This is a genomic window from Pseudoalteromonas sp. SR45-5 (assembly GCF_014163565.1).
Taxonomy (GTDB): Bacteria; Pseudomonadota; Gammaproteobacteria; order Enterobacterales; family Alteromonadaceae; genus Pseudoalteromonas; species Pseudoalteromonas distincta.
On sequence record NZ_JACJDN010000208.1, the window covers coordinates 1 to 6,150 of the forward strand.

Here is a 6,150-nt window from a genome sequence, read left to right on the forward strand (position 1 = left end):
GTTATAGTTGCGCTTAAGTTTTACGCTTAAACACAACTATTAAATACATGTTTTATAATTTAAATAGATTGACCGTTTTGTTAAGCGCCGCAGCTAAATCACTTAAGTCACGAGCTTCGTCAGCGAGGGTGTGCGCATGGTCAGCGGTACTGTTCACTAAGTTATTAATTGCCGAAAGGCTCGTATTAATATCTTCAGCAACAACAGTTTGCTCCTCGGTAGATGTGGCTATTTGATGACTTTGGTCTTGTACTTTAGTAACCGACTGCGCAATATTGTGAAGTGAGCTAAGCACTTCTTTAGTTTGAAGCACTGAGCTCTCGGTTTGATCTTGTCCTTGTTGCATCATTACTGAGGCTTGTTGAGCTATTTGCTGCAAGCGCGAAATCATATTTCGAATATCGTCTGTTGATTCTTGTGTGCGACTTGCTAGTGAACGTACTTCATCAGCAACAACGGCAAAGCCTCTACCGTGTTCACCGGCACGAGCAGCCTCTATAGCCGCATTAAGTGCAAGTAAGTTGGTTTGATCAGCAATGGAATTAATTACATCGACTAATGCACCAATGTTATTACTTTCTTGCTCAAGACCTGCAACCACTTTAGATGCTTCGCCAATATGTAATGCCAGTTCAGTCATTACTGTTTGCGCCTGTGTAGAACGGCTAGCTCCTTCAGCTGTAATTGCTTGTACTTCTTCAGCTGCGTTATTTGTGTGTTGTGCGTTACGTGATATTTCAAGCACAGTAGTCGCCATTTCAGTTACCGCTGCGCTCACGCTATCAACTTGCTGCTTCTCTTGCTGAATTTCAGAATTTGTTTTCTCAGAAACACTTCTTAGCTGGGCCGCTGCATTACTTAGTTGTTCTGCTTGCGCTGCGGTATCAAGCATCATGGCGTGCAACTTATCAATAAAAGTGTTCATGTGGTTGGCCAGCTGTCCCACTTCATCTTGACTATTAATATAAATTTTTTGAGTAAGATCGCCTTCGCCCGATGCTATATCACGCATAATGTGCGTAAGCGTTGTAATGGGTTTTGAAATCATGTGGGTAGCCCATAAAATCATGGCTAATATAATGATTAAGATAATAATTACCGCCGTTGTTGTAGCGGTTACTGCAGCATTTACGGGCTCTTCAATCATAGTAGTTGGGATAAGTAGACCTACATACCAATCTATATAAGGCTGCTCTAACTGCAAACGATGGTAAACCACATAAAACTGCTCACCTTTAAAAGTAACCATTTGGCTGCCTTCAAGGTTATTTCGCATTTGTGTATTTAACTCTTTAAAGCCTGTTGTATTTGTAAATTGTTGCTCAAGCGCATCGAGCCCTTCTTTACCATTTGCACCTTCATCTGTAATTGAAAGTTTATGCCCAGTGGCCTTTGAAAAATGTACTACTTTTTGATTGCCATCGAGTAAAAATCCATAACCTTGGCCGTTAAAGCGAATATTTTCGACCATGTCGTTAATTTTGTTTAATTGTAAATCAACACCGCCCATACCAATGAGTTTTCGCTGAGCGTTATAAACAGGTTGTTGTACTACTGCGGATGCTACGCCTGTGGTTAAATCAACAGAGATTGGACCTACGTAAAGCTTGTTAACTTGCATGGCTTCTTGCCACCACCCACGCTTGTAAGCGTAATAAGGCTGGCCGTTGTAGTGACTTGTACGCTCGTTTTCTTTAAAGTATTCACCGGTGGTTGCTGAGGCAAAAAAGGCCGATAAAATGTTTTCGTCATTTGAGCTTAAACGCACAAAGTCTTGGTTTACTTCGTTGTAACCTGGCGCGCTTTCGAGTGCTTGATCGCGCGTATCCCAATTTTCAAAAAAGTTGATTAAATGTGGGTTATTAACAAAGGTTGATACCATTTTACCGTACATCGCGAAGTAACTTTGCATTGAAAGTTGCTCGGTCTGTAGATAACTTTGTGCTTCGTTTTCTATGTTTTCTCTAGAGAGATTGGCAATGTGTTTAACAAAAAATGTTGAGGCGATAATTAGTAAAACGGTAATTGTTCCACCAATCAATAATAATATTTTCTTCCGTAATGATAAATTATTTAGCATGAGTACACATATTTTTATTATTTATGAAATTATATCTAATCATATCTTACTTAAAATCTCTATAAAGTTAGATAGAAAGAACTAATTATGCGTTTAAAATAAAGGCTTATACAAAAATGACAAATAAAAGTAATAAATTAGTAGTATTAGGTGCAGGCTGGTTAGGACATGCTTTATGCCTAAGTGCACAAAAAGCTGACTGGCAAGTACAAGGAACGCATAGAACAGATATACACGAGTTTGACTTTGAGCGTCAGTTTACACTTGAAGATGGGCAATTAAGGCATCAAGTTGATTTACAAGATGCTTATTGGGTATGTGCTATTCCACCACGTAGCAGACACAGTGAAAGTAATTATCCTGAAACACTCACCGCAGCGCTTAAGCTTTCAAAGGAGCTAAACGCAAAGGGCTTTTTATTGTGCTCATCAACCGGGGTGTACGATCAAGAGCCTGGTGTATATAGTGAAAGTAGCGATATTTCATGCACAAACGAGCGCCAAATAAAGCTTTACGAAGCTGAAGAGCAAGTGCTTAAACAAGATGGCAAAATACTTCGTTTAGCTGGCTTACTAGGGCCTAATAGAGAGCCGGGGCGTTTTGTGGCAGGTAAAGAGCTCAATACATCAAGTGAGCAAGTGGTAAATATGGTGCATCAACAAGATGTAATTAATGCTATTTTTGCGGTGATAGAGCACTGGCAAGTAGGGCAAAATATTTATAATGTGGTTAATCCTGCGCACCCCACAAAAGCTGAATACTACGCTATGAAGTGTCAGCAACATGGTGGTGAAATGCCAACGTTTACAGGAACTGATTCGGCTGAGCGAAAAATATTAGGCTCAGCCATTGAAGCCTTAGGGTTTAGCTATCAGCACGGTATTTAATATGCTGAAGGCAGGGGACTGCTCTCTATAAAGTCGCATAGCTTACCTTCACTTAGTAATGTATTAGCAGCTTCGATATCGGGAGCAAAGTAGCGGTCTTTATCATAATAACTTACATGCTCGCGTAACAATGCTTTAGCGCTTTGCACTTTATCTGATGGTTCAAGCGGCTTTCTAAATTCTAGCCCTTGAACCGATGCTAACCATTCTATTGCCAAAACACCTTGGGTATTATTGGCCATTTCATCTAAGCGCCTTGCTGCAAAGGTTGCCATAGAAACATGATCTTCTTGATTTGCAGATGTAGGCAAGCTATCAACCGAAGCCGGATGCGCTAATGATTTGTTTTCTGATGCAAGCGCTGCTGCGGTAACTTGGGCAATCATAAATCCTGAATTTACACCGCCGTTTTCAACTAAAAATGGCGGCAATTTGGATAGGTTTGAATCGATAAGTAATGCAATTCGCCTTTCTGCTAATGCGCCAATTTCGGCAATTGCGATTGCTAAGTTGTCAGCGGCCATTGCAACGGGCTCTGCATGAAAGTTTCCTCCCGATATTATGTCGCCTACATCGGCAAAAACTAGCGGATTATCGGTTACACCGTTTGACTCGCATAGTAACACTTCTGCAGCTTGGCGTATCTGAGTTAGGCAAGCACCTAGCACTTGAGGCTGGCAGCGAAGGCAGTATGGATCTTGTACTTTTTCACAATTGACGTGGGAGTTACTAATCTGAGAGTGCGTATCGAGTAGCTCTCTAAATACTTGAGCGGTGTCTATTTGTCCGCGCTGTCCGCGAATTTCATGAATACGTGCATCAAATGGCGCGCGACTGCCCATTGCGGCTTCTATACTTATTGATCCGATAACGCAGCTTTGTGCATATAAGTTCTCGCTTCTAAATAGGCCTTGTAGTGCAAACGCAGTCGACGCTTGTGTGCCATTTAATAATGCTAAGCCTTCTTTGGCTGCAAGTGTTAGGGGTTCAAGTCCCGCTATTTTTAACCCTTGTGCTGCGCTAATTATTTCTCCTTTATGTCGCATTTGACCTTCAGCTAATAAAGGTAGACACATATGCGCAAGAGGGGCTAAATCTCCCGAGGCCCCCACGGAGCCTTTTTTAGGCACGCATGGATATACTTCGCTACTAAGCAGCTGCATAAAAAATTGGATCACTTGCAGGCGAATACCCGAGTAGCCACGTGAAAGCGAATTTACTTTTAAGGTGATCATTAACCTTACTGTGCTGTCATCCATGTATTCGCCAATACCCGCAGCGTGTGAAAGCACAATGGAGCGCTGTAATAATTCAAGTTGGTCGTCGGCAATTTTAGTATTGGCTAATAATCCAAAGCCGGTGTTAATTCCGTATACAGTGCGGTGTTCATTAATAACGTTTTGAACGGTTTGCGCGCTGGCTGCTATTTGCGACTCGGCATGCTTTGCAAGGCTTAACTTTACCGGTGAATTATTAATTTTTCTTAGTGTGTTTAAATCAAGTGATCCGGGTGTGAGAGTAAGTTCGAACATGATCATTCCTCGTTTAACATAGGTAGGTCTAAATTTTGTTCTTTAGCGCAGTTTTTTGCTATGTCGTATCCGGCATCAGCATGGCGCATTACACCTGTTGCAGGGTCGTTCCACAGTACGCGAGCAATACGCTCTTTAGCTTCATCAGTACCATCGGCAACAATAACTACACCAGAGTGCTGACTAAATCCCATTCCTACACCGCCACCATGATGAAGCGACACCCAAGTAGCGCCACTTGCGGTATTAAGCAGTGCGTTGAGTAATGGCCAATCTGATACTGCATCTGAGCCATCTTTCATGCTTTCTGTTTCGCGGTTAGGGCTTGCAACTGAGCCAGAGTCGAGGTGATCGCGACCAATAACTATAGGGGCTTTAAGTTCGCCATTTTTAACCATTTCATTAAAGGCCAGTGCAAGGCGCGCTCTATCTTTAAGTCCAACCCAGCAAATACGTGCAGGTAAACCTTGGAATTGTATGCGTTCCCGCGCCATATCAAGCCAGTTATGTAAATGTGCATCATCAGGAATAAGCTCTTTTACTTTAGCGTCGGTTTTATATATATCTTCAGGGTCGCCTGATAATGCTACCCATCTAAATGGTCCAATCCCTTCACAAAATAAAGGGCGAATATATGCAGGCACAAATCCAGGAAAATCAAACGCGTTGGTAACACCCTCATCAAACGCCATTTGACGAATATTATTACCGTAATCAGTAGTGGCGGCACCGGCTTTTTGTAGTGCTAGCATAGCTTTAACTTGGACTGCCATTGATTGTTTAGCGGCTTTTACTACGGCTTTTGGATCTTGCTCACGCATTTTTGCTGCGTACTCCATTGTCCAGCCTTGTGGTAAGTAACCATTTAATGGATCGTGAGCAGATGTTTGATCTGTGACTACATCAGGGGTAATGCCTGTTTTAACCAGTGTACTAAATACATCGGCAGCGTTACCTAGTAAACCCACTGAGAGGGCTTTACCTTTTACACATGCATTGGTTACTAATTGCAGTGCGTGTTCAAGACTTGTTGCTTTTACATCAACGTAGCCTGTTTTTATACGAAAATCGATACGGCTTTCATCACATTCAACAACCAGTGCACTAAACCCAGCCATTGTAGCTGCAAGTGGTTGCGCACCGCCCATACCACCAAGACCACCTGTTAATACCCATTTACCACTAGCGCTACCTGCAAAATGTTGCTTTGCCATAGCTACAAAGGTTTCGTAAGTTCCTTGTACTATGCCTTGCGAGCCAATATAGATCCAAGAACCCGCCGTCATTTGCCCGTACATCATCAAGCCTTTTTTATCGAGCTCGTTAAAGTGCTCCCAATTTGCCCAGTGTGGAACAAGATTTGAGTTAGCAATAAGCACGCGAGGAGCATTACTGTGGGTTTTAAATACTCCAACGGGTTTTCCTGATTGTACAAGCAGGGTTTCGTCGCTTTCGAGCCTATCGAGGGTTTCTATAATTTTGTCATAACTTGGCCAATCACGTGCTGCTCGGCCAATACCACCATATACAACAAGTGCATGAGGATGCTCTGCAACTTCAGGGTCTAAATTATTCATTAGCATGCGCTTGGCAGCTTCTGTTTGCCAGCTTTTAGCACTTATTTTATCTCCATGAGGTGCACGTATTACGC

4 protein-coding genes are annotated in these 6,150 nt (G+C 42.4%); 1 reads left to right on the top strand and 3 read right to left on the bottom strand.

The genetic code is table 11. The features are described from left to right. Positions 1-52 precede the first annotated feature (52 nt). Positions 53-2,080, bottom strand: a complete 2,028-nt coding sequence (locus H5072_RS09570; RefSeq protein WP_182693388.1) for a methyl-accepting chemotaxis protein — start codon at positions 2,078-2,080, stop codon at positions 53-55. A gap of 116 nt (positions 2,081-2,196) precedes the next feature. Here H5072_RS09570 and H5072_RS09575 point away from each other — a divergent pair, with 116 nt between their 5' ends. After that, positions 2,197-2,967 carry an NADP-binding protein gene (locus tag H5072_RS09575; protein ID WP_182693389.1) on the top strand — a complete coding sequence of 257 codons (771 nt, stop codon included), beginning with the start codon at positions 2,197-2,199 and terminating at the stop codon, positions 2,965-2,967. Here H5072_RS09575 and hutH read toward each other — a convergent pair. Next, positions 2,964-4,499, bottom strand: a complete 1,536-nt coding sequence (gene hutH, locus H5072_RS09580; protein ID WP_182197460.1) for a histidine ammonia-lyase — start codon at positions 4,497-4,499, stop codon at positions 2,964-2,966. The genes H5072_RS09575 and hutH overlap by 4 nt on opposite strands. Before the next feature lie 2 nt (positions 4,500-4,501). Then, positions 4,502-6,145 (bottom strand): urocanate hydratase, encoded by a 1,644-nt coding sequence (gene hutU / locus H5072_RS09585; protein WP_310735877.1) that lies wholly within the window; start codon positions 6,143-6,145, stop codon positions 4,502-4,504. Positions 6,146-6,150: the final 5 nt, after the last annotated feature.